Genomic DNA, 25,629 nt, shown 5'->3' on the forward strand with positions numbered 1-25,629 from the left:
CATGGCACCTCGAACGTCACCCGAGATCTCCGGGATGGGCCACTCGATGAAGCGCAAGGAGGACCCGCGCTTCCTCCGCGGCCAGGGGCGCTACGTCGACGACATCGTGCTGCCGGGGATGGTCTTCATGGACATCGTCCGCAGCCCGTTCGCCCACGCGAAGATCACCAAGATCGACACCGCGCGCGCGCTGAAGGTGCCGGGAGTCCTCGCCGTGATCACCGGCGAGACGCTCGCGAAGTTCAACCTGCACTGGATGCCGACGCTCATGTCGGACACGCAGATGGTGCTGCCGACGGAGAAGGTGATGTACCAGGCGCAGGAGGTGGCCGCGGTGATCGCGACCGACCGCTACGCCGCCGCGGACGGCGTCGAGGCGGTGGAGGTCTCCTACGATCCGCTCCCGGTGCTGGTCGATCCGTTCAAGGCGCTCGAGCCCGGGGCGCCCGTGCTCCGCACCGACAAGAAGGGCAAGACGGACAACCGGATCTTCCACTGGGAGGCGGGCGATCGGCAGGGGACCGACGCGGAGCTGGCGGGGTCCGAGGTGGTCGTGAAGCAGGACCTCTACATCCCGCGGATCCACGTCTCGTCCATCGAGACCTGCGGGTGCGTCGCGGACTTCGACAGGGCCCAGGGGAAGCTCACCGTCTACATGACGACGCAGGCGCCGCACGCGATCCGCACGGTCTTCGCCCTCGTGGCGGGCCACGTCGGCCTCTCCGAGGAGCGGATCCGGATCGTCTCGCCCGACATCGGCGGCGGCTTCGGCGGGAAGGTGCCGGTCTATCCCGGCTACGTCATCGCGGTCGCCGCGTCGGTCGTGCTCGGCAAGCCAGTGAAGTGGATCGAGGACCGCATGGAGAACCTCCAGGCGGACTCCTTCGCGCGCGACTACCACATCAGCGCCGAGCTGGGCGCGAAGCGCGACGGCACCATGACCGCGCTGCGGATCAAGACGATCGCCGACCACGGCTACACCGACGCCGCGGCGAACCCGTCCAAGTTCCCGGCCGGCCTGTTCTCCATCTGCACCGGCTCGTACCAGCTCGGGCACGCGTTCGCCGAGGTGGACGGCGTCTACACGAACAAGCCGCCCGGCGGGATCGCCTACCGCTGCTCGTTCCGGGTGACCGAGGCGGTACACGCGATCGAGCGGTTGACGGACATCCTCGCGCACGAGCTGGGGATGGACCCCGCGGAGCTCCGCTTCAAGAACTTCATCCCACCCGAGAGCTTCCCGTACCACTCCGCCCTGGGCTGGGACTACGACAGCGGCAACTACGCCGCGGCGCTCCGCAAGGCGATGGACCGCATCGGCTACGCCGAGCTGCGAAAGGAGCAAGCCGAGAAGCGGGCGCGGGGCGAGCTCATGGGGATCGGCATCTCGAGCTTCACCGAGATCGTCGGCGCCGGACCCTCGAAGCAGTTCGACATCCTCGGGATCAAGATGTTCGACTCCTGCGAGATTCGCGTGCACCCCACCGGCAAGGCGATCGCGCGCTTCGGCACGAAGTCCCAGGGCCAGGGGCACGAGACCACCTACGCCCAGATCGTCGCCGAGGAGCTGGGCATCCCGGCCGCGCACGTCCAGGTCGAGGAGGGCGACACGGACACCGCGCCGTACGGGCTCGGCACCTACGCCAGCCGCTCGACGCCGGTCGCGGGTGCCGCCGGCGCCGTCGCCGCGCGCAAGATCCGCGACAAGGCCCGGAAGATCGCCGCCCACCTCCTCGAGGTCGCCGAGGAGGACCTGGTCTGGGAGCCGGGGAAGTTCTCGGTGAAGGGCGCGCCGCAGCGATCGAAGACGATCCAGGACATCGCGCTCGCGGCGTACACGAACCACCCGCAGGGCATGGAGGCGGGGCTCGAGGCCGTGTCGTACTACGACCCGCCCAACCTGACCTTCCCGTTCGGCAGCTACATCTGCGTGGTCGACCTCGATCGCGGCACGGGCGAGGTGAAGATCCGCCGGTTCGTCGCGGTGGACGACTGCGGGAACATCATCAACCCGATGATCGTGGACGGGCAGATCCACGGCGGGCTCACCATGGGGATGGCGCCGGCGCTCCTCGAGGAGATCAGCTACGACGAGGACGGCAACATCCAGGGCGGCAGCTTCATGGACTACCTGCTCCCGACCGCCATGGAGACGCCGAGCTGGGAGACCGACAAGACGGTGACGCCGTCTCCGCATCACCCCCTGGGCGCGAAGGGCGTGGGCGAGTCCGCGACGGTGGGGGCACCCCCGGCGATCGCGAACGCGGTGGTGGACGCGCTCTGGCACCTCGGCGTGCGGAACATCGACATCCCGATCACTCCGGAGAAGGTCTGGCGGATCCTTCACGAGAAGGGGGTGGCGGAGTAGGCCCGGGCCGCGGCCGGCACCTCGCTCGGCGCCGTGGCCGGGGTCGCGACCGCGACTGCCGTGGCTGGCCCATCGAGGCCGGCGACGAGCTCCACCTCCGCCGCCATGTTCCGCGCCAGCTCGCGGTGGTGCCCCTTCACCTCCTCCAGCGTCCACGCGAACGACGCGATGGTGTCGGTGACCTCGAACAGCTGGCGCGAGACCTCGTCGCGCACGCCCTGGTACTCCGCGAGCGCGCCGTCCGTCCCGCGCGCCACGGCGCGGGCGAGCAGCTCCGCGTCGCGCAGCGCGTCCGTGATGCCGTGGGCGGTGATCGGGTCCTTGTAGTACCCGGCATCGCCGACGAGCGCCCACCCCGGCCCCCACGACCTCCGGAGGAACCCGCGCTCACCTGCGAACGGGCGGAGCTTCCCGTCGAGGCGCGCGCCGCCGAGCGCCCGGGCCAGCGAAGGCGCCGCGACCGCGAGCGCGCGCTCGTACAGCGCGTCCACGCCGACCCCGCCCCCGAGCGCCTCGGCGAAGCGGCGCGCCGGCACGGCGACGAACAGGCACGTGCGGCCGCCGTCGGTCGGGAGCGCGCCGGCGCTCACGCCGTCCTCGTAGTACCAGTGGTAGCCGTCGACCGGGAGCCCCGACCAGTAGCCATAGACGACCGCGCTGGCGTGCCGCCCAGATCGCTCCACCGGCGCTCCGACGGCGCGGGCGACTCGGGAACGCCGGCCGTCCGCGCCCACGATCAGTCCCACCGACACCGGGTGCCGCCTCCCGTCCGGCAGCGCGAGCGTCGCGCCCTCGACGCGCCCGCCGCGCCCGCGCGCCACGTCGGTGAGGACCACCTCGTGCGCCACGTGCGCTCCGGCCTCCCGCGCCGCGGAGACGAGCAGCGGGTCGAGCGTCGTCCGCCGCGGCGCGTAGAGCGCGTCCACCCCGTCGCGGGGCTTCACGAGGACGGCGATCGACTCGGCGCCGTAGTGGAACGTCGCTGCACGGACCGCGGGCGTGCCGGCGGCCTCGACTGCGCCGAGCACGCCCCACCGCCGGAGCTGCAGGACGCCGGCGCGCATCAGCGCGTGCGTCGAGAGCGTGTCGGAGCCCTCGCGCTCGCGATCGACGGCGAGCACGCGCAGCCCGGCGCGGGCGAGGAGCATGGTGGTCGCGGCGCCTGCCGGGCGCGCGCCGACCACGAGGACGTCGTAGTCACGATCGAGGGAGATCGAGCGGCTCATGTGGTGCTCCTCCAGGTCAGGCGGCGCGCCGAGCGCCCAGCGCACGGGCGAGGTGGTCGGTGAGGTCGCGGGCGTCGGCGCCGACGCCGTCGAGGAACGTGGAGTTGCGGCGGCGCATGAACTGGAGCCCGAGGACGTACAGCCCGGACGCCGGCGTGACGCCGCCCGCGTTGACGATCTCGCCGCGCGCGTCGAGGACCGGAACCCGCAGCCACGGGTAGACGCGCCGGTACCCCGTCGCCCACAGCACGGACCGGACCCCCTCGGCGCGGAGGTCGAGCGAGGTCGGCGACGGCGGGAGGCGCACCGGCTGGATGGGCTCGGCGGGAGGCGCCTCGGCGCTCAGCCCCGCCCGCTCGACGTGCGCGTCGATGCGTGCGAGCACGCGCGCCAGGCGTGTCTCCGCCGAGGCGACGGCGTTCCCGAGGTCGTCCGCGAGGCGCACGCGGCCTCCCTCCACGCCGAGCGCGCGGCCGACGATCCGCACCCCCGCGGCGTGGAGGGTGCCGAGATCGATGGAGCGGTGGTCGGGCCGGCCGACGAGCTGCATCGACGGCTGTCGCCGCGCCGCCTCGTGGTCCCGGACGGCGTCGGAAGGCTCGCTCAGGACCCCGGCCGCGTCGAGCCAGGCCATCACGTCGCGACCGCGGTACCTGCGCGGCAGGCGGACGTGGCGGCCGGCGGCGAGGAGGACCGGCCTCCCCGAGGCCTGGAGCTCCGCGGCGAGCTGGACGCCCGTCGCGGAGGCGCCGACCACGAGGACCCCGCCCCCGGGGAGATCCGACGGCCGCCGGTAGGTCGTCGGCGAGATCTGCAGGACGTCTCGCGGAAGCGCCCGCGCGAAGGGCGGGAGGGCCGGACGGTCGCAATGTCCCGTCGCGACGACGACGCACGAGGCGCGCCACGCGCCACGGTCGGTCACCACCCGGTAGCCGTCGCCGTCGCGGTCGACCTCCTCGACGGTGACGCCCTCCTCCAGCGGCGCGGGGAAGGAGCGGGCGTAGCGCTCGAGGTAACGGATCACCTCGCGCCGCGACATGAAGCCGTCGGGGTCGGGCCCGCGGTACGAGAAGCCGGGCAGGCGTGACTGCCAGCGTGGCGTGAGGAGCCGCAGGGAGTGCCAGCGCTCCGACCTCCACCGCTCCCCCACGCGACCGCGCTCGAGCACGACGTGCTCGATCCCGCGCTCGCCCAGGCAGCGGCTCATCGCGAGCCCAGCCTGGCCTCCCCCGACGACGACGACATCCGTCCAAACCATGATGCGCTCCTCCGACTTTGGCTGTCCGCGCTTTCCCGGGCCCCGGGGCCGCCCCGGCCGCGATCGCGGGCGGGCGGCCCGGGCGACGCCCTTCACCCTGCGTCGCAGGTGATCTCGACGGGGATGCCGTTCGTGAGGACGTCGTAGACGGCGGAGCGCGCGCGACCCTGCTCGACGATCTCGCGCAGCTTCTCGGGGGAGGCGTCCCCCTTCACCGTGAAGGCCACGCGCATCCGGCGGTACCCGTTCCGCACCTCGCTCGAGACGCCGAGGATGCCCCGCAGGTCGATCTCGCCCTCCACCTTCGACTCGACCTCGTACAGCGTCACGCCGCGCGCGGCGGCGACGTTCCCGATGCCCGCCGTGATGCAGGACGCGAGGGCGTGGAGGAGGAACTCGACCGGCGTCGGGCCCTGGTCGCGGCCCACCAGGACCGCCGGGTGATCGGCGTCGAAGACGAGCTCGCGCGCGTGGCGATGCGTGCCGCCCGCGCCATCGAACGACTCGATGATCGTCCTGCTGTGCGTCCCGAGCTGCCACCGGTTCGTCGCGCGGAAGGTGAAGTGCGCGAGCTCCGGCTGTGCCTTCACCGCGCCGATGGTCGCGAACAGCGTCGGCGTGTCGACGCCGTTCAGCGGCACCGGCGTGCGGCGCGGCTTCGGCGCGCTGGGGGAAGTGGTCGTGGTGGTCGTCATGGGCTCCATGTCCTGCTCCTCGTGCCCGGCGGACCGGGGATCGATCTCGTCGTGGGCGAGGGCCCTCATCGCAGGGCGCGTGCCACGTGCCGGCGCCGCGCGACCACGCAGATCTCGCGGGTTTTCGCGCGAACCCACCCCGCCGGGGCGCGGCGAGCTTTCGGCGGCGACGAGGCCTCGCCACGCGTTACGACGAGATCTCGTCCCGTTCCCCGGAGGCAACGATGCAGCTGGAACGTGGAGTGGCCGTACGCCGGATCGACGAGGATGCCGCGCTCCGCGCGGTCGTCGAGGGGACCGCCTCGGAGACCGGCCAGGCGTTCTACCGCGCGCTCGTCTTCAACCTGGCGCGAGCGCTCGACACGCACGGCGCCTGGCTGACCGAGTACGACGAGGTGCGGAACCGCCTCCGCGCCCTCGCGTTCTGGCTCGGCGACCGCTACGTCGAGGGGTTCGAGTACGCGATCGACGGCACGCCCTGCGGGGCCGCCGTCCGGGAGGGGCGCCTCGTCCACGTGCCGGACCGCGTCCTCGAGCTGTACCCCGGCGGCCACATCGCCCCCGAGGGCACCGTGAGCTACCTCGGGATCCCGCTGCTCGCGGAGGATCGCCGCGTCCTCGGGCACCTCGCGGTCATCGACGTCCGCCCCATCGCGGAGGACGAGCGGATCCTCACCCTCTTCCGGATCTTCGCGAACCGCGCCGTCGCCGAGATGCGGCGCCTGCAGGTCGAGCGCGACCTGCGCGACGGCCGCGAGAAGCTCGCGCGCCTCATCGGGAGCGCGATGGACGCGATCGTGGAGATCGACGCGGAGCTTCGCGTGCAGCTGCTGAACGCGGCCGCCGAGCGATCGTTCGCGTGCACGAGCGCGGCCGTGCACGGCGAGGGGGTCGATCGCCTCCTCGGCGCGCCCGCGACCCGGCAGCTCGCCGCGCTCGTCGAGGCCCTCGACCGACACCCGGGTCCCGAGCGATCGCTCTGGATCCCCGAGGGCCTCGTCGCTGCGCCCGCGGCGGGGAAGCCGTTCCGGGCGGAGGCGTCGCTCTCGCGCTTCGAGGTGCACGGGCGCCCGTACTACACGCTCATCCTCCGCAACGTGGACGAGCGGCTCGAGGCGGAGCGGAGGATCCGCACGCTCACCGCGACGGCCGAGTACCTCCGGGAGGAGATCGCGGAGGAGCGCGGGTTCGGGGACATCCTCGGACGCAGCGCCGCCACGACCGGCGCCCTCCAGGCCGTCGCGCAGGTGGCGCCGACGCCGGCGACCGTCCTCATCCTGGGCGAGACCGGCACCGGCAAGGAGCTGTTCGCGCGCGCGATCCACGAGCGCAGCCCCCGGCGCGACCGGCCGCTCGTGAAGGTGAACTGCGCGGCGATCCCGGCCACGCTCATCGAGAGCGAGTTCTTCGGGCACGAGCGCGGCGCGTTCACCGGCGCCACCCAGCGGCGCGATGGGCGCTTCGCCCTCGCGGACGGCGGCAGCATCTTCCTCGACGAGGTCGGGGAGCTCCCGCTCGAGCTGCAGGGGAAGCTCCTGCGCGTCCTGCAGGAGGGCGAGTTCGAGCCGGTCGGCGGGTCCCGGACGCGCAAGGTGGACGTCCGGGTGATCTCCGCGACCAACCGCGACCTCGAGGTGGCGGTGCGCGACGGGCTGTTCCGCGCCGACCTCTACTACCGGCTCAGCGTCTTCCCGCTGCAGCTGCCACCGCTGCGCGAGCGTGGCGACGACGTGGTGGTCCTGGCCGAGGCGCTCGTCGCCAAGCTCGCGCGGGGGATGGGCCGGCCCGTCCCTCCGCTGAGCCTGTCGGACGTGGCGGCGCTGAAGTCGTACGGGTGGCCGGGGAACATCCGCGAGCTGCGCAACGTGCTCGAGCGCGCCGTCATCACCTCGGCGGACGGGCGGCTGCACCTCGATCGCGCGCTCCCGGCGGCGGAGACCACGCCGATGCCCGCCTCCACCTCCGACCCCGAAGGCGTCATCCTCGACGACCGGCGGCTGCGGCAGCTCGAGCGCGACAACATGCTCGCCGCGCTGGAGCGCGCGAGGTGGCGCGTCGCCGGGGCGGGCGGCGCCGCGGAGCTCGTCGGCCTGAGCCCGTCGACGTTCAAGTCGCGGATGAAGGCGCTCGGGATCGAGCGTTCCAGGGGCAGCGCGCCGGGTCCGCAGGGCGGCGGCGCCTCCGCCCCGACCGGCGTCGCCGGCGACGCGATCGATCGCTGACACACCAGCCGCGCGCCCGTGGCCGTCCGCCACGACGCTCTGCGACAGGAGGGCAGCGGATGAACGCCTGGGACGGAGTGCAAGGGAACCCGATCCCGTGTGGCGTCAGCCGTCTGCCAGGACAGCGCGCCTACAACTTCGCGGTGTACTCGCGCCACGCGAGCGCCGTGAGCTTGCTCCTGTACGGCGACGATCCGGCGACTCCGGTCCTGCGGGTCGACCTGCAACCGCTGTCGAACAAGACGGGGCGCGTGTGGCACTGCCGCGTCCCGGAGGAGCAGGTCCGGCTCGCGCGCTGCTACGCCTACGCGATGGACGGCCCGAACGACGGTTCGCCCGGCCACAGCTTCGACCGGGACAAGGTCCTGTTCGATCCATACGCTCCCGCGCTCCACTTCCCCGCCGGCTTCGATCGCGCGGCCGCCTGCGGCCCCGGCTCGAACGCCGGCCGGGCGCCGCTCGGCGTGCTCCCGGCGCCGGATGCGCCGTTCGACTGGACGGGCGATCGGCACCCGGTCCACGGCGCCGACACCATCGTGTACGAGCTGCACGTCCGGAACTTCACGATGACCGATCCGTCGGTGCCGCTCCCCCGGCGCGGCACCTTCGCGGGCATCGTCGACAAGATCCCGTACCTGAGGGATCTCGGCGTGACCGTCGTGGAGTTGATGCCGGTCTTCCAGTGCGACCCCCAGGAGGGCAGCACCTGGGGATACATGCCGCTCCACTTCTTCTCGCCGCACGACGCCTATTCGAGCGCGCCCGACCCGGGTGGCCGGATGGACGAGCTCCGCGCCCTGGTGAAGGCGCTGCACCAGGCGGACATCGAGGTGGTGCTCGACGTCGTGTTCAACCACACGACAGAGGGCGGCGCCGGCGGCCCGACCTACTCCTACCGCGGCATCGACAACAGCACGTACTACCTCCTCGCCGACGACATGACGAGCTACCGGAACGACGCCGGGACCGGCAACGTCCTGCGGACCGCGCACTCCGTCACGCGCAAGCTCGTCCTCGACTGCCTGCGGTTCTGGGTGCGGGAGGCGCACGTCGACGGCTTTCGCTTCGACCTCGCCACCATCCTGACGCGCAATGAGGACGGGACGGTCGACGTGGACGACCCCGCCATCATCGACGACATCGCGAGCGATCCGCAGCTCTCCGGCATCCGGCTCATCGCAGAGGCCTGGGACCCCGGGACCTACCAGCTCGGACGGCTCTTCCCGGGGCGCACCTGGTTCCAGTGGAACGGGCGGTTCCGGGACGACGTGCGCGACTTCGTGAAGGGGACGCCCGCCGCGGTCGGCCGGCTCATGACCCGGCTCTACGGGAGCGACGACCTCTTCCCGGACGGCCCCGTCGACGTCTACCGGCCGTTCCAGAGCGTCAACTTCGTCACCTGCCACGACGGGTTCTGCCTGTACGACCTCGTCGCCTACGACCGGAAGCACAACGAGCAGAACGGGCACGGGAACACCGACGGCAGCGACGACAACCGGAGCTGGAACTGCGGCTTCGAGGGCGATCCCGCGCCGCCGGACGTGATGGCGCTCCGCAAGCGACAGGCGAGGAACTTCGCCGCGCTGCTCTTCCTGTCGAACGGGATCCCGATGCTCTCCGCCGGCGACGAGTTCCTGCGAACGCAGCGCGGGAACAACAACCCCTACAACCAGGATGGCGAGCTCACCTGGGTCGACTGGTCCCGCCTCGACGAGCACCGCGACGTGCACCGCTTCTTCCAGGGGCTCATCGCGCTCCGCAAGGCGCACCGGCTCCTCGGGCACGGCAGGTTCTGGCGCGAGCGCGTGAGCTGGTACGGCATGGGCGCGACCAAGGACCTCTCGACCGACTCGCACGCGCTCGCCTTCTGCCTCCACGGCGACGTCCGGAGCGGCGACCCGTCGCTGACCGCGCCGGAGCCGGACCTGTACGTGATGATCAACGCGTGGTGGCAGGACCTCACGTTCCAGATCCAGGAGCCGGGGACCGCGTGGCGGCGGGTGGTCGATACGGCGAGGGTGAGCCCGGACGACTACGTGCCGCCCGAGCGGCGCGAGGCCGTGGACGGGCGGGACCAGGTCGTGAAGGCGCGGTCGATCGTCGTGCTGGAGGCGGCGGCGCCTTCCGTCGGCCGTTGACCACGCCACCCTTCGCCGCCGGCCTCACGGGGTGCCGTGTGCCGGCGTCATCGCCCCTCCTCGGGGAGCTCGCCGGCGGGCGCTCAACGTCCGGGCCCCCGCAACGACGGCGGCTCCTCGCGCGCCCCCTTCCCGGCGCGCTCCCTCTCGTCGCCTTCCTCGTGGCGGCCGCCGGCGCCCGATCGAGCGGGCTCGTGCCGGGGTGGCCCCGGATGCCCCGCCAGCTCCGCGGGCTTGCGTCCGATCGTGCTCTCCGGCTCGTCCTGGATCGGCAGTGACATGGCTCACCTCGCCTTCGCGATCCCTTCGGCGCGCGCTCGGCTCCCCTTTCACCGTGCGCGCGGTGACGGCCTTCCGCAACGGAGATGGAGGACCCGGGCGACGCCCGGCCCGCCGCTCCGGCGAGCCCGCACCTGGACGACTCCTGCTGCTGGATCTCGACATCGCCCTTGAGTGAACTCGCCTCGCGCGGCCTGGACCTCGCCAGGGACGCACGCGCTGGACGTCCCACCCGGGAGCGCACGCCGCGCTTGCCCGCTCCCTCCGTGTGCGCCGAAGATCCAGCGGCCTGCAGCGGAACCGAGGTCGTTCCCGCGCCGGACTTCCGCACAGGAGCGGCGCGCCACCGAACGCGCGACCGGGAGGGGGCCATGGAAACCGCCTTCGCCGGCTACCCGGCGACGCTCGAGATCGATTACCCGGACCGTGAGCTGGACCGGCTCACGACGGCCCTCCGGCTGCTCACGGTCATCCCCATCGCCATCGTGCTCGGCCTGGTGATGGGACCGTCGGGCGAGTCGGGCTCGAGGGGCCACGTGCTCGCAGCCGGGGGCTTCGTCTCGGCCGCCACGGCGCTCATGCTGGTGTTCCGCCGGAAGTATCCGCGCTGGTGGTTCGACTGGAACCTCGCGCTCGCGAGGTTCTCCACACGCGTCTCGGCGTACCTGATGCTCCTGCGGGACGAGTACCCCTCCACCGACGAGGAGCAGGCCGTCCACCTCGAGCTCCGGTACCCCGACGCGGCGCGCGAGCTGAACCGGTGGCTCCCGCTCGTGAAGTGGCTGCTCGCATTCCCGCACTACGTCGCGCTGCTGTTCGTGGGCGTCGCGGCGATCGCCTGCGTCTTCGCGGCCTGGTTCGCGATCCTCTTCACCGGCCGGTATCCGCGCGCGCTCTTCGACTTCGTGGTCGGCGCGTTCCGCTGGGGGCTGCGCGTCGCGGCGTACGCGCTCCTGCTGACGACCGACCGCTACCCGCCGTTCACGCTCTCCGCCTGAGTTGGAGGCCGCGGCACACCCCCGGGGGCTCCGGGACACGAGGGGAACGACATGGAGAAGATCCGGATCGAGCAGCACAGCTTCGCAGGGACCGCCTGGCTGGCGGGGTGGCTGTTCAGCCTGGGCTTCCTTCACCTGGGCTTCTGGAAGGGCGTCCTCGCGATCGTAATGTGGCCGTACTATCTCGGCGTGACGTTCGGCTCGCTTCACCCGTGATCGCGGGCGGCCGCGCCGGAGACCCGTGAAGCACGTTCGCCGCGAGATCCTGTCGAGGACGGTCCTGACGAGGACCGGCATCCCCGGCTACGACTGGTGCCTGAACCCGTACGTCGGGTGCGAGCACGGCTGCTCGTACTGCTACGCGAGCTTCATGAAGCGGTTCACCGGGCACACGGAGCCGTGGGGAGCGTTCGTCGACGCCAAGGTGAACGCCCCCGACGTGCTCCGCCGCCAGCTCCGCCGCGCCCGGCGCGGGAGCGTGCTCGTCGGCACCGTGACCGACGCCTACCAGCCGATCGAGCGGGAGTACCGGCTGACGCGCCGCTGTCTCGAGGCGCTCGCCGAGCGGCAGTTCCCGGTGAGCGTCCTGACGCGGTCGCCGCTCTGCGTCCGCGACGCCGACGTGTTCCGGAGGTTCGAGGACCTCTCCGTCGGGTTCTCCATCCCCACGGACGACGACGAGGTGCGGAAGCGCTTCGAGCCGCACGCGCCGCCCATCCCCGCGCGCATCGAGGCGCTCCGGACGCTGCACCGCGAGGGGATCCGCACCTACGTGTTCGCCGGCCCGCTCCTGCCGATGAACCCACCGCGGCTCGTCGAGCTCGTCGGCGAGGCGGCTGACGAGGTCCTCGTGGACCGGCTCAACTACCAGGAGAAGGTCGTCCGCCTGTACCGCGCGGCGGGGCTCGAGCGGTACCTCGAGCCTGCGTGGTTCGACCGCGCTGCCGGCGAGCTCCGACGCGGGTTCGAGCGGCGCGGCGTGCCCGTGTCGGTGCTGTTCGGGTGAGCGATACCCCGCTGCTCACCGCGAGGCCCGCCGCCCCCGGCCGACTCTCATCCCTCGATTGCGATGATGCCAGGGCACGGCCATCGCCGCGGGTGCTCAGCGCGTGAGCGATCCGCTCCCACGGGCCCGCGTCGGCCCGGACGTGACCGGGCGGCACTGCCCGGCGCGCTGCGTTCCCGGCGTGGCGCGGAGGCTGCATGGACCTTCGTCGCGGAGGTACGAAGCGATGTGGAACATGACGGGAGCCGCCACCGCGCGAGTGCGGAGCGAGATCTATCGACAGAAGGATGCCGGCGATTCGACGACCGGGGGCGCACATCGACCGCTTCCCGCGCGTGACGACCATCGCGAGCCGCGCGCGCCGGGTTCGCGCACGGCGGACCGCGCAGACGACGATGTGCACTAGCCCGGGATGGACGGCGCTCCGTGGCACGTCTTCGAGCCGGCTCGCTGCTCCTCGCGAGCCGGCCGAGCAGGGGTCGTGAGGCCGACCCAGTTGAAGAGGGTGCGGGCGCGAGCGCGCGTCGCTGCCCTACCCCGCCGACCACACCACCGCGAGCATCCTCGACGGCGCGTCGCCCAGCCCGCGGAAGAGGTGCGGCCGCGTCGCGTCGAGGTACGCGCTGTCCCCGGGCCGCAGCGTGCAGCGCTGCCCGTCGTGGAAGAGCTCGATCTCGCCCTCGAGCACGTAGACGAACTCCTGGCCGTCGTGCGCGAGCGGCTTCGCGTCGGTCACGCGGGGATCGAACGTGAGCAGGAACGGCTCCATGCCGTGCCCGGGCGTGCCCGGGCGCGTGAGGCTCCGGAACGTGTAGCCCTGGTCCGTGTCGCCCTGGTCGTAGCCGACGCCGACCTCGCCGGCGCGGCAGACGGTGAGCGCGTCGGAGGTGAACGCGCCGCCGTGCAGGATGCCCCCGAGCTTCGACCCGAGCACGCGGGAGAGCTTGATGACCACGCCGATGGACGGGATCTCCCGTCCCTCCTCGAAGGCCGCCAGGCGATCTTCGCTCAGGCCGGCCAGGGTGCACACCTCTTCCCGGGTGAGCTCCTGGGCCTCCCGCATCTTGCGGATGCGCTCCCCGATGTCCTTCCGCATGCCGTCCTCCCGGAACGTCAGCCCTCGCGCTCGGCGGGCACGATGCGCCCGCTCCGCGCGCGAAGGTCGCGCCAGCTCCGCGCGATCGCGGTGGAGAGCCGCTCCGCGGAGATCCCCGATCTCTGGAACCGGCGCTGGAGCGACAGGTAGAGCTCGAGCGCCTCCCTCGAGAAGTCCGGCTCCACGTCGATGACGAGCTTCCGCCCCTCCACGATCTCGATGACCGGGTACAGGCCCGATCGCACCGCGAGGCGCACGAGCTCGATCCCGAGCGCGGGCTCCGACTTCCAGCCGGTGGGGCACGGGGCGAGCACGTGCAGGAACCGGAACCCCGAGGTGTCGAGCGCGCGGCGCATCTTGCGGAGCCCGTCCTGCGGGTGCGCGATCGACACCGACGCCGCATAGCGGACGCGGTGCGCCGCCATGATCGCGAGGATGTCCTTCTTCTCCTCCAGCTTGCCCGCGAGGACGTTCGTGGTGCTCGCGCCGGCCGGCGTCGCGGAGGAGCGCTGGCCGCCGGTGTTGCCGTAGATCTCGTTGTCGTAGCAGACGTAGAGGACGTCCTCGTCCCGCTCGGCCGCGGCGGAGAGGCTCGCCATCCCGATGTCGAAGGTGCCGCCGTCCCCCGCCCAGCACACGACGCGCGTGCCGTCGCCGTTCAGCCGCGCGACGCGGGCGAGCCCCGTCGCGACGGCGGCGCCCGCGCCGAAGGTGGAGAGCACGACGGGCGCGCCGAGCGACGTGGTCGGGAACGGGCCCGCCATGACCGCTGCGCACGAGGCCGGCACCACGAGCTGCACCCGCCGCTGCTCGATCGCCCGCCCGAAGAGCTGGAGCGCCGAGGACATGCCGCAGCCGCCGCAGTTGCTGTTGCCCGGTCGGAGGAGCGGTCCGGCGCAGGCGGGCGCCGCGACGGACACCGGGGACGGCGACGCCTGTCTCATGTGCCTGCCTCCACGAGGACGGGCGCGCCGGCGGACGTGCGGGCCGAGAGGTCGGCCGCGATCGCCGCGACGTGCTCCGGCCGGACGTCGCCCCCGCCCACGCCGGTCACGTAGCCCTGCACGATCGCGCCCGGCGCGGCCTGCCCGCGGACCTCGCCCCACAGCACGCCCCCGAACCCGAGGCTGAGGTCGCGGTCGATCACCGCGACGCGCGACACGCCGCGGAACAGCCGGGCGAGCTGCTCCGCCGGGAACGGCCGGAACATGCGGACGCGCACGGAGCCGAGCCGCTCCCCGCGCGCGCGGGCTACGTCGACGGCGCGCTCCGCCGTCGAGGCGATGGTCCCCATGGACACGATCAGCGTCTCCGCGTCCTCGGCGCGGTACGGCACCACCGGATCGGCGGGGCGGCGCCCCATCTCGCGCTCGAACGCGTCCTGCACCTCGCGGTAGACGTCGAAGACGCGCGCCATCGCCGCGTGGTGCTGGGCCCGGTGGACCTCCGTCGAGTGCGGCGCGTCGATGCCCCCCATCACGCGGGGCGTCGTGCCGAGCCGGCCGGGGAGGTCGAGCGGCGGCAGGAAGCCGTCGACGCGGTCCTGCGAGGGCACGTCGGTCTCCGTCATCGTGTGCGAGAGCACGAAGCCCTCCTGGCACACGAGCACCGGCAGGAGCACCCGGCGGTCCTCCGCGAGCCGGTAGGCGCACAGCACGCTGTCGAGGACCTCCTGGTTGTCGGCGCAGTAGAGCTGCACCCAGCCGCTGTCGCGCAGCAGGAGCGTGTCGCCGTGATCCGCCCAGATGTTCCAGGGCGGCCCGAGCGTGCGGTTCGCGGCCACCATCACCACTGGCAGGCGCAGGAGCGCCGCCGAGATCACGTTCTCCGCCATGAGCGCGAGCCCGTTCGACGACGACGTGGTGAACGTCCGGGCCCCGCTCGCCGCCGCGCCGATGCAGACCGCCATGGCGCTGTGCTCGCTCTCGACGCGCACCACCTCGCCCTTCTCGATCTCCTGGTTGCAGAGGAGCTCCATGCACTCGGTGGAGGGCGTGATGGGGTAGACGCCGCTGCAGAAGCCGCGCGCGGTGCGGTTGGCGCGCCCGGCGAGGGCCGCGGCGAGCGCGGCGGCGTGGTTCGCGCTGATGAGCTGACCGGCCACGATCACCTCGCCGACGTCTCGAGCGTCATCTCCATCGCCCGCCGCGGGCACTCCGCCACGCACATGCCGCACCCCTTGCAGAAGGCCTCGTCCACCGCGTAGCCGTCCCCGCTCCGGCTCACGACGCCCTCCGGGCACGAGAGGAGGCACGTGTCGCAGCGCGTGCAGCGCCCGCACGAGAAGCAGCGCTCGGCCTCCGACGCGTCGTCGAGCCCGCGGCTCACCTCCTCGAAGCCGCGCGCGCGGGCCGCCGGCGGGGCGTGCCGCTCGGGGCGCTGCGGCATCACCTCGAAGTGGCTGAAGCGCACGTGGGCCGGCGAGACCCGCTCCTCGGGCGCCGGCACGACCTCGGCCGGCGCCGCCCTCCCCTCGGCCGCCGCCAGCGCGCGCAGCGCGATCCTCCGGCCGCTCCCGATGGCGTGCGTGACCGTCCCCTCGCCGGTGGCCAGGTCGCCCGCGAGCCACACGTTCGTCGGCCGCTCCCCGTCGAAGGCGCGGCTCTCCCGGACCGACCAGCCGGCGGGGACGAGGCCGAGGTCCGCGCCCTGGCCGAGGGCGAGGAGCACGCCGTCGCAGGCGCTGGCGCGGGTGCGATCGGTGACCACCGGACGCCGCCGGCCGCTCGCGTCGGGCGCGCCCGGCTCCACCTCCGCGAGCGTCACGCGCTCGACCCGGCCGTTCCCGGCGAAGGCCACCGGCTGGCGGTGCAGCAGGAGCTCGACGCCCTCGGCGACGGCCTCCTCGATCTCGGCGGCGATGGCGGGCATCTCCGCGCGCCCGCGCCGGTAGGCGATGGTGACGCGCGCGGCCCCGCAGCGGAGCGCCGTCCGCGCGCAGTCCACCGCGGTGTTCCCGCCGCCCACCACTACGACGTGGCCGCGGAGCGAGACGTCGCCGCCGCTCTTCACCGCGTCGAGGAACCCGAGCCCGTCCACCACGCCGCGAAGCGAACGGCCCGGGACGTCGAGGTCGCCGGCGCGCTGCAGCCCCGCCGCCAGGATCACCGCGTCGTGGCCCGCGGCGAGCTCGCGCACCGCCGAGGTGTCCACCGCGTAGCCGCACCGGGCGTCCACGCCGAGCGCGAGGATCCGCGCGAGGTCGGCGTCGAGCACCTCGTGCGGGAGCCGGTAGGCCGGGATCCCCGTCCGCAGCACGCCGCCGAGCCGCGGCGCGGCCTCGAGGATCGTGACCGCGTGCCCCGCGGAGCGCAGCGCGAACGCGGCGGAGAGCCCGGCGGGCCCGCTCCCCACGACCGCGAACCGGCGCGGCCTCGGGGCGCCCCGCGGACGCTCCGGCTCCGGGCCGGCGCGGTCGCCGATCCAGCGCTCGAGCGCGCGGACGTTCACGGCGCCGTCGTAGGCGGCGCGGTTGCACGCGCTCATGCACGGGCCGGGGCAGACCCGGCCGCAGACGGACGGGAGGGGCTGCGTCGCGAGGAGGACGCGCGCCGCCGCCTCGACGCCGCCGGTCCGGAGCGCCCCGATGAAGCCGACGACGTCGTTCCCCGCCGGGCAGGCCGCGTTGCACGGCGCGACGTGGCTCCGGTACCGCGGACGCTGCGTCCGCCAGGTGCCGGTCGGGAGCCGGGTGGGGAAGTCCTCGGTGAGCTCGGCGATGCCGATCACCGGCGGCGCCGCCGCCCGCGCGCGCGGCGCCGCCGGCGCGGTGGCGCCGGGCCCGGGCGCGCGCACCACGACGCCGTCGTACGCCTCGCGGGCCGCCGGGAGATCGCCCTCCAGCTCCAGGACCCGGTACGCGCGCTCGACGACCTCCCACGGGATCCCCACGACGCGGGCGTAGGCGCCGGCGACGGTGGTGTTGACGATGACGAGGGCGGTCGAGCCGATGCCGTGGCGGCGCGCGACGGCCGTCGCGTCCAGCGCGGCGACGCGGAAGCTCCGGTGGCGCTCCGTGAACACCCCGAGCCCGCGGGCGCTGTTCACGAGCAGCACCGCCCCGGGCGCGGCGCCGTCGAGCACGTCGTCGCCGAGGAGCGCCGCGTCCAGCACGAGGAGGTGGTGAGGCCGGTAGACCTTGTTCCGGTTGGTGACCGGCGCGGTGTCGACGCGGGTGAAGGCGCGCACCGGGGCGCCGGCCCGCTCCGAGCCGTAGTCGCCGAAGGCCTGCACGTGCAGGCCCTGCTCCGCGTACAGGCACGCGAGGAGCTTCGCGCAGGTCACGCCCCCCTGCCCGCCGCGCCCGTGGACGCGGATCTCGAGGGGTAGCTTCGGCGCGCCGGCGCGCACCGCGGCGGAAGGGCACTCGCTCACGAGGTCGTGAACGAGCAATCCGCGCGCCCGACCGCGCGACGGCGAGGCGCGTGGGATCCCGGGAGGTTGCGTCCCGGCAGGAGCGCGCACCTGAAACTCTTTTCATGCTACTTCTTTCATGCTCGGCCGCGGAGGTCCCATGGCGATCGCCTCTTCCATGTCGCTCGCGCAGCTCGAGGCCATCCTCGACGCGACCGCCGAGGGAGTCATCGCGGTCGACGCCGCCGGCCGGATCGTCCTCTTCAACGCGACGGCGGGTGCCATCCTGCGCCGACCGGTGAACGACGTCCTCGGAAGGCCGGTCGGCGAGGTCGTCCCCAACAGCCGGCTGCCCGGCGTCCTCCGCAGCGGGAAGGACGAGCTCGACCAGTACCAGGACGTCGGAGCGACCACGATCCTCACGAACCGGGTCGTCGTGCGCGGCCGGGGCGGCGAGATCGAGGGCGCGGTGGCGATCTTCCGGGACGTCTCCGAGCTCCGGACGCTCACGGGCCAGCTGCGCACCGCGCGGGAGCTCCGCGAGGTCTCGGAGGCGATCATCCGGTGCTCCCAGGAGGCGATCTCGATCGCCGACGCGAAGGGCAACACCGTCCTGGTGAACCCGGCGTACACGCGGCTCATGGGGCTCGGCGAGGCGGAGGTGATCGGCCGCCCCGTCACCGCGGACATCGCCGAGGGCGAGAGCGTGCACCTGCGCGTGCTGCGCACGCGCAAGGCGATCCGGGGGGCGCGGCTCAGGGTGGGCCCGCAGGCGCGGGAGGTGATCGTCAACGCGGCGCCGCTGCTCGTGGGCGGCGAGCTCAAGGGGAGCGTGGGCGTGGTCCACGACGTGTCGGAGCTCCGGCGCCTCTCCGACGAGCTGGCCTCCGCGAAGCAGCTCCTGCGCAAGCTCGAGCCGCGGCGCTCGTTCGACGACATCGTCGGCGAGGGGCCGGCGATCTCGCGCGCGAAGGAGCTCGCGCGGAAGGCCGCGCGGACTCCGGCGACGGTGCTCCTGCTCGGCGAGAGCGGGACGGGCAAGGAGCTCTTCGCCCACGCCATCCACCACGCGAGCGACCGGCGCGACGGACCGCTGGTCCGCGTGAACTGCGCGGCCATCCCGGAGGGCCTCCTCGAGTCCTCGCTGTTCGGCTACGCGGGGGGCGCGTTCACCGGCGCGCGCACCCACGGGCAGAAGGGCCACTTCGAGGAGGCGGAGGGCGGCACCCTGTTCCTCGACGAGATCGCGGAGGCACCGCTCGCGCTCCAGGCGAAGCTCCTCCGCGCGCTGCAGGAGCGGGAGATCGTGCGGGTCGGGAGCAGCAAGCCGGTCCGCGTCGACGTCCGGCTGATCGCGGCGACGAACGCGGATCTCGAGGCGGCCATCGCCCGCGGCGCGTTCCGGCAGGACCTCTTCTACCGGCTCAGCGTGATGCCCATCCGCGTGCCGAGCCTGCGGGAGCGCCGCGAGGACGTGCTGCCGCTCTCGCGCGCGCTGCTCGCGCGCATCTGCGCCGAGTACCGCGTCGCGCCGGTGGACCTGGCGCCCGACGCGCTCGCCCTGCTGGAGTCCTTGCCGTGGAGGGGGAACGTGCGCGAGCTCGAGAACGTCCTCCGCCGCGGGGTCATCGACAAGCCCGCCGACGCGTACGTGCTCCGCGCCGCCGACCTCGATCTCGCGGACGTGAGCGCGGAGCGGGACGACGGCGCGGCGACCTCAGGCAGGCCGCGCAGGCTCTCGGAGCTGAAGGCCGCCTGGGAGCGGCAGCTCCTGCGCACGCACCTCGCCCGGAACGGCGGGAACCGCGAGGCGACGGCGCGCGCGCTCGGGATCACCGTGAGGAACCTCTACTACAAGCTGAAGCGGCACCGGCTGGGGTGAAGGTCCCGCACCCGTCGATACATCAACCAGCAGGAAGTCCGCGACGTCGCCGCGGCTGATCGTGAGGCGGGCGGCCTCGGGCATTCCTTCCGTCCGCGGCGCCGACGTCCGTTCGATCGCGGGCGCACCCGACCGCTCGCTCATTCGTACCAGGTCGGCACGATGCGTCGGATCTCCGACAGCGACGCGAGGCGGCAGAGCTCCTGCCAGGCGCGGTCCGTCACTGCGCCGTGACGCGAGGTGCAGACCGAAGGATCGTCCGGGAGCGTCGGGTAGAAGTACAGGGTCTCGACGGCGGGATCGCAGCCCGCGCGGCCGCGGCTCGCTCCCGTCCGCACGGAGGGGGCGATGCTCCTCACCTTCGCCTCGAGCGTCGCGTCGCCGCGCGCGACGCAGAACTCGACCGAGCCGTCGTTCTGGCAGCCCGTCGCCTGCGTGAACCTCAGCTTCTCGGTCGCGCAGCGCGCCGGGACCGCCACGGTCGTCTCCTTCGCCGGCTCCACCGGGAAGGGCGGCCGGCAGGCGAGCAGCAGGAGCGCAGCGAACGATGCGATCACGATCGGCCGGAGGAGATGCACGGCCATCATCAAAGCACGAACCCGCCTCGCCTCGGCCCGCTTCGAACGCGGGGCATGTGGAGTTGACACTGGGTGTGTCCGTTGGAAGCGAACGCGTTCGCCGGGCGGTATGCTGCCGAAGATGGACTCGGTATCGGCAGAAGCGGCAGCGCAGGCTGCGAACGCCATCCGCGACGCGGAGGCCCTCGTGGTGGGCGCTGGCGCCGGCATGGGCGTCGACTCGGGCCTGCCCGATTTCCGCGGCGACCAGGGCTTCTGGAAGGCTTACCCGCCGTACGAGCGCCTCGGGCTCACGTTCGTCGACGCCGCCAACCCCGAGCACTTCGACGGAGATCCCGAGCTCGGCTGGGGCTTCTACGGCCACCGCCTCGCCCTGTACCGCGCGACCACCCCGCACGCCGGCTTCGGGATCATCCGGAGGTGGATCCAGGAGCGCGGCCTCGCGTCCTTCCTTTACACGTCGAACGTCGACGGACAGTTCGAGAAGGCGGGGTTCGACCCGGAGCGGATCGTGGAGATTCACGGCTCGATCCACCACCTCCAGTGCACCGCGCCGTGCTCCGACGACATCTGGGAGAACCGCGAGACGGTCGAGGTGGACGAGTCCACGATGCGGGCCCGCAACGTGCTCCGGTGCCCGCGCTGCGGTGACACCGCCCGGCCGAACATCCTCATGTTCGGGGACTTCGCCTGGATCCCCACGCGTGCGCACGACCAGCAGGCGCGGTTCGACGCGTTCCTGGCCGCGCACCAGGATCGGCGCATCGTCGTCCTCGAGCTCGGCGCCGGGACCGCCATCCCGAGCGTCCGGATGCGCTCGGAGCGGATCGCCCAGCTCCCGGGCGCGACGCTGGTGCGCGTGAATCCCCGCGAGCCGCAGGCGCCGCGCGGTGGCATCTCGATCGCGGCCGGAGCGCTCGCTGCGCTCCGGGCGATCGACGCGCAGCTCACGGCGTGACTGGCCCGCGGGGCCGGACGACGGCCCACCTTTTCGAGGAGCCGAGGCGGCGGAGCAGAGCTGGAGCCGATGCGAGCGGATCCGCCCATGCACCCAATGTCCCGTGGGCACGGGAGGGGCGCCCACCCACCGTCACCATCCCGGGCACTGCGCCCCTCACCGGCTGCCGTTACCTCGCCCGGCATGATGAAGCTCGTCGTGGGGATCGTGATCGGGGTGTTCCTGGCTCTCGCCGGCGAGTACCTGTTCCTGACGAAGGGTGGGATGCCGGTGGCCGCGCGGAACGGGCAGCCGTTGCCCCTGGAGCAGTACCTCACCAGCCGGGCCCTTCGCGTCGCCATGGCGCGGGACGCGGGTCGCCCGTCGCCCATTTCCGCGGACGAACCGAACCTGCTCGCCGGGGCCAGGGTGTACCGCGCGAACTGCGAGATGTGCCACGGGAGCCTGGACACGGAGAAGCGCTCGGCGATCGCACGCGGCATGTTCCCGCGGCCGCCCAGGCTCATGCCGCCGGGCGAGGGCGTCACCGACGATCCGGTCGGCGAGACGTACTGGAAGGTGAAGAACGGGATCCGCCTGACGGGGATGGCCAGCTTCGAGGGCGCGCTGACGGACACGCAGCTGTGGCAGGTCAGCCTGCTCCTCGGGAAAGCCAACCAGCTCCCGGAGCCGGTGAAGGCCGAGCTGCGCTGAGGTCGTCGAGGACGAGCCGCGAGGCGAAGCCCGCTACCCGCGCTCGCCCGGCTGGAACAGTCCCAGCGCCGCGCCAGCCGGGTCGGCGATGATCGCGACGGTCCCGACCTTCGGCACGTCGATGCGCGGAACGATCACCTTCCCGCCGAGCTTCGCGGCGCGGTCGCGCGAGCCCTCCGCGCTCTCGACCGCGACGTAGGTCGCCCAGTAGGAGGGGCCGCCCGGCCGTGCCGGCTGGAGATCCGCGACCATCGCTTCTCCTGCGGTGAACACCGTCCCCTCGCCGTTCGGCGTCCGGCCGGTGCCGAACCCGATCACCTTCCCGTAGAACGTCGCGGCCGCGGCCGGATCCGGCGTGACGAGCGTCTCCCAGCAGAACGTCCCGACGGCCGGGGCCGGCGGCGCGCTCTCGCCTCCGGAGGCGCGGAACGGCTCGAGGACGGCGCCCCACGGATCGGCGATCACGGCGAACCGGCCGACGTTCGGGATGTCGGCCGGCGGACGCAGCACCCGGCCGCCCGCGGCCTTGCAGCGCTCCGCGGCGGCGTCGACGTCGTCGACGAGGACGTAGCTCGACCACGCGGATGGCATCGGCACGCCCGCGGGCTTCTGCATCATCCCGCAGACCTGCCGTTCGCCGCGCGAGGCGAGCCAGTAGGTCCCCGCCGGCCCCATGTCCTCGCCCTTCCAGCTCCAGCCGAGGAGGTCACCGTAGAACCGGCGTGCGCCCTCGACGTCGTCGGTCATCAGCTCGCGCCACACGAACATCCCGGGGCTCCACCTCGGCTCGGCCATGGCGTCCTCCTCGATCGCGGTTCGGGTGACCGGAGGCTACACGGGCCGGGACGTGACGTGCCCGTCCCGGATGGTCCGGCGAGGCGAAGTCCAGATCGTTCAGGGATGGTGCGCCGCGCCGGCGCCCGGCGCGCCCGCCGCGCGCGCCTCCTCGCCGCGCCGGAGCGCCGCGCGCGCCTCGGCGCCGGTGATCACCCGTATGTACAGCGGGCCGCCCGCCTGCTGGAGGCGCCCGCCGTCGCGAAGCGAGCCGGTGTCGATCGGCGCGAAGCCGATGTCGTCCACGAGCTGGGCGACGACCGCCTTCGCGTCCGCGTCGTCCCCGGCGAGGAGGAGCGCCGTGCGCTCGTCCACCGGGCGGCCCGGAGCGCCCCGCGACGCGAGATCCTTCGCATACAGGGTGTTGAACGCCTTCACGAGCCGAGCCCCGGGCAGCGTCTTCGCGACCTCCTCGCTCGAGGTGGAGTCGCCGAGGTCGTACAGCGAGAAGTCCGGGCGATACGGGTTCATCGCGTCGACGACGATCTTCCCGCGCAGGCGACCGGCGGGAAGATCCTCACGGCTCCGCCACGGGATCGCGAGCAGCACGACCTCCCCGAAGTCTGCCGCCTTCTCGATCGTCACGGCCCTGGCCCGCGGTCCGAGGGCCGCCACCTGCTCGCGGAGCGACTCCGGGCCGCCCGCATGGCTGAGCGCCACCTCGTGCCCCGCGTTCACGAAGAGCTTCGCGGCCGTGCCGCCGATGTTCCCCGACCCGAGAATCCCGATCCGCATCGTGCGCCTCCCCAGTGTCGGGAGATGCGGAGCGCGCGCGGGATCCGCAACGCAATCGTGGCGGCCCGGCGGCCGGTCGGTGAGCGACCGCCCGGACCTCACACCCGCGCGCGCCTCAGCAGCTGCGCGTTCAGCGCCACCACGACGGTGCTCGCCGACATGAGCACGGCACCGACCGCCGGGCCGAGCACGAGGCCGCGCGACGCGAGCACGCCGGCCGCGAGCGGGATGGCGACGACGTTGTACCCGGTTGCCCACCAGAGGTTCTGGACCATCTTCCGGTACGAGGCGCGGCTGAGCGCCACGATCCGCGACACCGCGCGAGGGTCGCTGCGGACGAGCACGACGTCGCCCGCCTCGACCGCCACGTCCGTTCCGGCGCCCATCGCGATCCCCACGTCGGCGGTCACGAGCGCCGGCGCGTCGTTCACGCCGTCGCCGACCATCGCCACCCGGCGGCCGCCGCGCTTCAGCGCCGCGATCGTCTCCGCCTTCTTCTCCGGGACGACCTCCGCGTAGACGCGGTCGATGCCGACGTCGCGCGCGACCGCCTCCGCGACGGCGCGCGCGTCCCCGGTGAGCATCGCGACGCGGATGCCCGCGGCGTGCAGGTCGGCGACGGCGGCGCGCGCCTCGGGGCGCACCGCGTCCGCGACGGCGAGCGCGGCCCGCGCCTCGCGCCCCTGGACGAGGTATACGACCGCCTGCCCCCGCGCCGCGGCCTCGCCTGCGAACACCTCGAGCTCGCGCGGCGTGCTCGCGCCTGCGCGGCGGAGGAGGTTCGGTCCCCCGACCTGCCACTCGTGCCCGTCGACGGTCGCCCGGACGCCGTGCCCCGGGATCGCCGCGAACGCGGCGGCAGCCGGGACCGCGACGCCGCGCTCTTCCGCGGTGCGCACCACGGCGCGCGCGATGGGGTGCTCCGAGTCGCGCTCGACCGCTGCGGCGATCCGGATCGCGTCCTCCTCCGAGAGCCCCTCCGCGACGCGGACCGCGACGACCCGGTGCTGGCCGAGCGTGAGCGTGCCCGTCTTGTCGAACACGACCTCCTGGATCCGGCGCGCCTCCTCGAGGCCCCGCCGATCGCGCACGAGGAGCCCGGCGCGCGCCGCGACGGTGGTGGAGATGGCGATGACGAGCGGGATCGCGAGCCCGAGGGCGTGGGGGCAGGCGATGACGAGCACGGTCACGACCCGCTCCACGACGAACTCGCCCGCCGCGCCCGCGAGCCCCCAGCCGATCGCGGTTGCGATCGCGGCGACCACCGCGACGATGGTGAGCGCGAACGCCGCCCGGTCGGCGATGGCCTGGGCGCGCGACCGCGACGCCTGCGCCCGATCGACGAGGCTCATGATGCGCGCGAGCGCGGTGCGCTCGCCGGTTCCCGTCACCTCCACCCGCAGCGAGCCGGACCCGTTCACGGTGCCCGCCACGACCGCGTCCCCGGGTCGCTTCGCGACGGGGCGCGACTCGCCCGTGAGCATCGCCTCGTCGAGGGCGCTCTCTCCCGACCGGACGGTGCCGTCCGCGGGGACGCTCGCGCCGGGCCGGACGAGGACCAGGTCGCCGTCCCGGAGCCGCTCCAGCGCGACCTCCTCCTCCTTCCCGTCCGCGAGCCGCACGGCGGTCCTGGGCAGCAGCTTGGCGAGCTCCTTCACCGCGCCCTGCGCCTGGGCGATCGACCGCATCTCGATCCAGTGGCCGAGGAGCATGACCGTCACGAGCGTCGCGAGCTCCTCCCAGAGCGGCATCCCGGGGTAGCCGAGCGTGACCGCGGCGCTGAAGACGAAGGCGACGGTGATGGCGAGCGTGATGAGCGCCATCATCCCGGGGAGCCGGGCGCGCAACTCGCGGCCGGCGCCCTGCAGGAACGGCCACCCGCCGTAGGCGAACACGGCGGTCCCGAGGAGCGGCGGGACGAGCTGCGCCCCCGGGAACGAGGGCGGCTCGCGCCCGAGGGCGCTCGCGAGCATGTGGCCGAGCGCGACGATCGGGAGCGTGAGGACGAGGCACACCCAGAACCGGGTGCGGAACATCGCGACGCTGTGACCGGCGTGGCGATCGTGGCCCTCGTGTCCCTCGTGCGGCCTCGCGGCGCCCGGGCGCGCGGGCTCGGCGTCGTGAGCGGGCGCTCGGCGCGCGAGCTCCGGGTGCTCCGGATGGCCCGGCTCCGCCGGCGCGCGACCCGGCGAAAGCGGCGTCGTCCGTGTCGTCCCGTGCTCGTGATCGTGACGCTCCATGCCACCACCCCTCTCCATCACGTGCGACCGCTGGAGCGCGCGCGCATCGTCCAGCGGGGCTGCTCCGGCT

At 73.4% G+C, this 25,629-nt stretch carries 20 protein-coding genes; 9 read left to right on the top strand and 11 right to left on the bottom strand.

Translation table 11 applies throughout. The features are described from left to right. The first annotated feature begins 1 nt into the window (after nucleotide 1). Nucleotides 2-2,368 carry an aerobic carbon-monoxide dehydrogenase large subunit gene (locus AMOR_RS09715; protein ID WP_248360611.1) on the top strand — a complete coding sequence of 789 codons (2,367 nt, stop codon included), beginning with the start codon at nucleotides 2-4 and terminating at the stop codon, nucleotides 2,366-2,368. On the opposite strand, the gene AMOR_RS09720 is transcribed toward AMOR_RS09715, so the two are convergent. From AMOR_RS09720 to AMOR_RS09730, 3 genes are all read right to left on the bottom strand, one after another. Beyond that, complete coding sequence (locus tag AMOR_RS09720) at nucleotides 2,344-3,594, bottom strand: NAD(P)/FAD-dependent oxidoreductase (RefSeq protein WP_248360612.1); 1,251 nt, start codon at nucleotides 3,592-3,594, stop codon at nucleotides 2,344-2,346. The two genes, AMOR_RS09715 and AMOR_RS09720, sit on opposite strands and share 25 nt — an antisense overlap. Before the next feature lie 16 nt (nucleotides 3,595-3,610). Beyond that, nucleotides 3,611-4,852 (bottom strand): flavin-containing monooxygenase, encoded by a 1,242-nt coding sequence (locus AMOR_RS09725; RefSeq protein ID WP_248360613.1) that lies wholly within the window; start codon nucleotides 4,850-4,852, stop codon nucleotides 3,611-3,613. Between the two features lie 92 nt (nucleotides 4,853-4,944). After that, on the bottom strand, nucleotides 4,945-5,616 hold the full coding sequence (locus AMOR_RS09730; RefSeq protein ID WP_248360614.1) for an OsmC family protein: 672 nt from the start codon (nucleotides 5,614-5,616) through the stop codon (nucleotides 4,945-4,947). A 155-nt stretch (nucleotides 5,617-5,771) separates the two neighbouring features. Here AMOR_RS09730 and AMOR_RS29710 point away from each other — a divergent pair, with 155 nt between their 5' ends. The 5 genes from AMOR_RS29710 (at nucleotide 5,772) to AMOR_RS09765 (ending at nucleotide 12,190) form a co-directional block, all read left to right on the top strand. Continuing rightward, nucleotides 5,772-7,769, top strand: coding sequence for a sigma-54-dependent Fis family transcriptional regulator (locus AMOR_RS29710; protein ID WP_318653861.1), 1,998 nt, complete (start codon nucleotides 5,772-5,774; stop codon nucleotides 7,767-7,769). 59 nt (nucleotides 7,770-7,828) lie between these two features. Next, entirely contained in the window at nucleotides 7,829-9,907 is a 2,079-nt protein-coding gene (locus tag AMOR_RS09750; RefSeq protein ID WP_248360615.1) for a glycogen debranching protein, read from the top strand. A gap of 650 nt (nucleotides 9,908-10,557) precedes the next feature. Continuing rightward, nucleotides 10,558-11,184, top strand: coding sequence for a DUF4389 domain-containing protein (locus AMOR_RS09755; RefSeq protein ID WP_248360616.1), 627 nt, complete (start codon nucleotides 10,558-10,560; stop codon nucleotides 11,182-11,184). 51 nt (nucleotides 11,185-11,235) lie between these two features. After that, nucleotides 11,236-11,400, top strand: coding sequence for a hypothetical protein (locus AMOR_RS09760; protein WP_248360617.1), 165 nt, complete (start codon nucleotides 11,236-11,238; stop codon nucleotides 11,398-11,400). A gap of 25 nt (nucleotides 11,401-11,425) precedes the next feature. After that, complete coding sequence (locus AMOR_RS09765; protein WP_248360618.1) at nucleotides 11,426-12,190, top strand: SPL family radical SAM protein; 765 nt, start codon at nucleotides 11,426-11,428, stop codon at nucleotides 12,188-12,190. A gap of 532 nt (nucleotides 12,191-12,722) precedes the next feature. Here AMOR_RS09765 and AMOR_RS09770 read toward each other — a convergent pair. From AMOR_RS09770 to AMOR_RS09785, 4 genes are read right to left on the bottom strand one after another with little or no spacing between them, the layout of a single operon-like run. Then, nucleotides 12,723-13,286 (bottom strand): helix-turn-helix domain-containing protein, encoded by a 564-nt coding sequence (locus AMOR_RS09770; protein ID WP_248360619.1) that lies wholly within the window; start codon nucleotides 13,284-13,286, stop codon nucleotides 12,723-12,725. Between the two features lie 17 nt (nucleotides 13,287-13,303). After that, nucleotides 13,304-14,230 carry a thiamine pyrophosphate-dependent enzyme gene (locus tag AMOR_RS09775; protein ID WP_248360620.1) on the bottom strand — a complete coding sequence of 309 codons (927 nt, stop codon included), beginning with the start codon at nucleotides 14,228-14,230 and terminating at the stop codon, nucleotides 13,304-13,306. Continuing rightward, nucleotides 14,227-15,390 (bottom strand): hypothetical protein, encoded by a 1,164-nt coding sequence (locus tag AMOR_RS09780; protein ID WP_248360621.1) that lies wholly within the window; start codon nucleotides 15,388-15,390, stop codon nucleotides 14,227-14,229. The genes AMOR_RS09775 and AMOR_RS09780 overlap by 4 nt, the downstream gene beginning before the upstream one ends. Nucleotides 15,391-15,392: 2 nt before the next feature. Further along, complete coding sequence (locus AMOR_RS09785; protein ID WP_248360622.1) at nucleotides 15,393-17,660, bottom strand: FAD-dependent oxidoreductase; 2,268 nt, start codon at nucleotides 17,658-17,660, stop codon at nucleotides 15,393-15,395. Between the two features lie 139 nt (nucleotides 17,661-17,799). On the opposite strand from AMOR_RS09785, the gene AMOR_RS09790 reads away from it, so the two are divergent. Then, complete coding sequence (locus AMOR_RS09790) at nucleotides 17,800-19,521, top strand: sigma 54-interacting transcriptional regulator (RefSeq protein WP_248360623.1); 1,722 nt, start codon at nucleotides 17,800-17,802, stop codon at nucleotides 19,519-19,521. A gap of 140 nt (nucleotides 19,522-19,661) precedes the next feature. On the opposite strand, the gene AMOR_RS09795 is transcribed toward AMOR_RS09790, so the two are convergent. After that, nucleotides 19,662-20,078 (bottom strand): hypothetical protein, encoded by a 417-nt coding sequence (locus tag AMOR_RS09795; protein WP_248360624.1) that lies wholly within the window; start codon nucleotides 20,076-20,078, stop codon nucleotides 19,662-19,664. A gap of 142 nt (nucleotides 20,079-20,220) precedes the next feature. Here AMOR_RS09795 and AMOR_RS09800 point away from each other — a divergent pair, with 142 nt between their 5' ends. Together AMOR_RS09800 and AMOR_RS09805 are read left to right on the top strand one after the other, a co-directional pair. Continuing rightward, nucleotides 20,221-21,057: an SIR2 family NAD-dependent protein deacylase gene (locus AMOR_RS09800; protein WP_248360625.1), complete on the top strand. Its 837-nt coding sequence runs from the start codon at nucleotides 20,221-20,223 to the stop codon at nucleotides 21,055-21,057. A gap of 183 nt (nucleotides 21,058-21,240) precedes the next feature. After that, entirely contained in the window at nucleotides 21,241-21,750 is a 510-nt protein-coding gene (locus AMOR_RS09805) for a c-type cytochrome (protein WP_248360626.1), read from the top strand. A gap of 33 nt (nucleotides 21,751-21,783) precedes the next feature. On the opposite strand, the gene AMOR_RS09810 is transcribed toward AMOR_RS09805, so the two are convergent. The 3 genes from AMOR_RS09810 to AMOR_RS09820 all read right to left on the bottom strand — a co-directional run bounded on the left by AMOR_RS09810 (nucleotide 21,784) and on the right by AMOR_RS09820 (nucleotide 25,559). Then, a complete protein-coding gene (locus AMOR_RS09810) occupies nucleotides 21,784-22,545 on the bottom strand; it encodes a VOC family protein (RefSeq protein WP_248360627.1) in 762 nt (253 codons plus the stop codon). A 99-nt stretch (nucleotides 22,546-22,644) separates the two neighbouring features. Next, complete coding sequence (locus AMOR_RS09815) at nucleotides 22,645-23,319, bottom strand: NADPH-dependent F420 reductase (protein ID WP_248360628.1); 675 nt, start codon at nucleotides 23,317-23,319, stop codon at nucleotides 22,645-22,647. 98 nt (nucleotides 23,320-23,417) lie between these two features. Beyond that, nucleotides 23,418-25,559 carry a heavy metal translocating P-type ATPase gene (locus AMOR_RS09820; RefSeq protein ID WP_248360629.1) on the bottom strand — a complete coding sequence of 714 codons (2,142 nt, stop codon included), beginning with the start codon at nucleotides 25,557-25,559 and terminating at the stop codon, nucleotides 23,418-23,420. Nucleotides 25,560-25,629: the final 70 nt, after the last annotated feature.

It is taken from the genome of Anaeromyxobacter oryzae (assembly GCF_023169945.1).
GTDB lineage: Bacteria > Myxococcota > Myxococcia > Myxococcales > Anaeromyxobacteraceae > Anaeromyxobacter > Anaeromyxobacter oryzae.

Bases quoted from the DNA above. Each gene is read 5' to 3' on its own strand.
- AMOR_RS09725 (WP_248360613.1), bottom strand. From the start codon at position 4,852: ATGGTTTGGACGGATGTCGTCGTCGTCGGGGGAGGCCAGGCTGGGCTC.
- AMOR_RS29710 (WP_318653861.1), top strand. From the start codon at position 5,772: ATGCAGCTGGAACGTGGAGTGGCCGTACGCCGGATCGACGAGGATGCC.
- AMOR_RS09730 (WP_248360614.1), bottom strand. From the start codon at position 5,616: ATGAGGGCCCTCGCCCACGACGAGATCGATCCCCGGTCCGCCGGGCAC.
- AMOR_RS09750 (WP_248360615.1), top strand. From the start codon at position 7,829: ATGAACGCCTGGGACGGAGTGCAAGGGAACCCGATCCCGTGTGGCGTC.
- AMOR_RS09715 (WP_248360611.1), top strand. From the start codon at position 2: ATGGCACCTCGAACGTCACCCGAGATCTCCGGGATGGGCCACTCGATG.
- AMOR_RS09755 (WP_248360616.1), top strand. From the start codon at position 10,558: ATGGAAACCGCCTTCGCCGGCTACCCGGCGACGCTCGAGATCGATTAC.
- AMOR_RS09820 (WP_248360629.1), bottom strand. From the start codon at position 25,559: ATGGAGCGTCACGATCACGAGCACGGGACGACACGGACGACGCCGCTT.
- AMOR_RS09800 (WP_248360625.1), top strand. From the start codon at position 20,221: ATGGACTCGGTATCGGCAGAAGCGGCAGCGCAGGCTGCGAACGCCATC.
- AMOR_RS09775 (WP_248360620.1), bottom strand. From the start codon at position 14,230: ATGAGACAGGCGTCGCCGTCCCCGGTGTCCGTCGCGGCGCCCGCCTGC.
- AMOR_RS09770 (WP_248360619.1), bottom strand. From the start codon at position 13,286: ATGCGGAAGGACATCGGGGAGCGCATCCGCAAGATGCGGGAGGCCCAG.
- AMOR_RS09810 (WP_248360627.1), bottom strand. From the start codon at position 22,545: ATGGCCGAGCCGAGGTGGAGCCCCGGGATGTTCGTGTGGCGCGAGCTG.
- AMOR_RS09760 (WP_248360617.1), top strand. From the start codon at position 11,236: ATGGAGAAGATCCGGATCGAGCAGCACAGCTTCGCAGGGACCGCCTGG.
- AMOR_RS09720 (WP_248360612.1), bottom strand. From the start codon at position 3,594: ATGAGCCGCTCGATCTCCCTCGATCGTGACTACGACGTCCTCGTGGTC.
- AMOR_RS09815 (WP_248360628.1), bottom strand. From the start codon at position 23,319: ATGCGGATCGGGATTCTCGGGTCGGGGAACATCGGCGGCACGGCCGCG.
- AMOR_RS09790 (WP_248360623.1), top strand. From the start codon at position 17,800: ATGGCGATCGCCTCTTCCATGTCGCTCGCGCAGCTCGAGGCCATCCTC.
- AMOR_RS09805 (WP_248360626.1), top strand. From the start codon at position 21,241: ATGATGAAGCTCGTCGTGGGGATCGTGATCGGGGTGTTCCTGGCTCTC.